Source organism: Rhizobacter sp. P3_B12 (assembly GCF_056402895.1).
Window position 1 is genome coordinate 1 of sequence record NZ_JBFUGN010001362.1, and the last position, 1,279, is coordinate 1,279.

Below are 1,279 nucleotides of genomic sequence, written 5' to 3' on the forward strand. Positions count from 1 at the left end.
TCGCGCGCCTTGGCCTGCGCCTCGCGCAGGATCAGCTCGCGCAGCGCGGCCGGCGGCGCCGCATCGGCATCCGGCGCATGGCGCAGCGCCTGCCGCAGATGGCGGTCGTGTTCGATGTCGTCGCGCTCGAGGCCGGGTCCGCCGCTCATCGCGAAGGCTCCGTGCCGTTCAGCGGCGCGAGGTACGCCCCCATGCAGCTGCGCAGCTTGCTCATCGCATAGCGCAGCCGCGTTTTCGCGGTCTCGAAGCCGACCTCCAGCGCGCGCGCCACGTCGGCCAGCGGCAGCTCGTCGTCATGGTGCAGCAGGAAGGCGCTGCGCTGCGGCAGCGGCAGTTCCTCCAGGCAGGCCAGCAGGCGCTCGCCGGCGCGGCGCCAGAACGCGACATCCTCGCCCTGCGGCGCCGGCCACTGCTGCCACGGCACGCCATCGGCCGCCTCGGGCTCCCACGGCGCGCCGTCGTCATCGTCGGTCGTGATCGACACCTCGCGGCCGCTGCGCCGCCACACGTCGATCACCCGGTGGTGCGCCAGCGTGAACAGCCAGGTGCGAAAGCTCGCGCCCTGCGGCTGCCAGCTGGCGCGGGCATTGACCACGCGCAACCAGGTGTCCTGGAACACCTCGTCGGTCTGCGCCGCGAGCGCGCCGCCGAGCAGCCGGCGCACGAAGCGGTACAGCCCGGCCTGGTGGCGGGCATACAAGGCTTCGAAGGCGGCGGCGTCGCCGCGCGCATAGGCGCTCATCAGGTGGTCGTCGCTGGTGTCGGTGTCAGGGCCGGGTCGCATGGCATGGCAGTCTGCCTGATACGGTGGGTGATACGCGCGACGTTGCGCAACGGGGTGAAACGACGGCCCTCAAAAAAAACGCGATGAGGTTCACCCCATCGCACCGGCTGCCACGTGTCAGCCAGGGTCACGTTCCGACAACCCTGGAGACCCGCATGGACACGATGAAGACCCCGCGCCGCACGCTGACCTCGGTGCTGATCGCCTCGCTGCTGCTGGCCGCCTGCGCCGGCAGCCTGGATGGCAACCTCGCACAGGCCGCCGAGCCCTGGCCGCCGGTGTGGCAGGACGCGCCGCCGCAGCTCGACGATGCGCCGCCCGCGTTCTCGCCGCCCTCGGCCACCAGCTGCCACCGCCTGCCGGCAATGCGCGAGGTGCCGGGCGGCTCCGGCCAGTACGGCAACCGACGCCTTCTCGGCCGTGCCGAGCGCCTCGAGCGCGAGTCGGCGAAGGCCGAATCGAAATCGGCACCGGAGCGGCGCGACGAGCCGGCGA

The 1,279-nt window shown here is 72.4% G+C and carries 2 protein-coding genes; one reads left to right on the forward strand and one right to left on the reverse strand.

Features of this window, described 5'->3' with window-relative positions; translation table 11 throughout:
- Positions 1–145: 145 nt before the first annotated feature.
- The gene (locus AC1D01_RS35245) at positions 146–784 is read right to left on the reverse strand and encodes a sigma-70 family RNA polymerase sigma factor (RefSeq protein WP_477874244.1); all 639 of its coding nucleotides are present in this window, start codon (positions 782–784) and stop codon (positions 146–148) included.
- A 155-nt stretch (positions 785–939) separates the two neighbouring features.
- On the opposite strand from AC1D01_RS35245, the gene AC1D01_RS35250 reads away from it, so the two are divergent.
- Positions 940–1,279: hypothetical protein (locus AC1D01_RS35250; RefSeq protein WP_477874246.1), on the forward strand; the 340-nt coding region annotated here is incomplete at its 3' end.

Coding starts and splice junctions, on each gene's coding strand:
- AC1D01_RS35245 (WP_477874244.1), bottom strand. CDS start 784: ATGCGACCCGGCCCTGACACCGACACCAGCGACGACCACCTGATGAGC.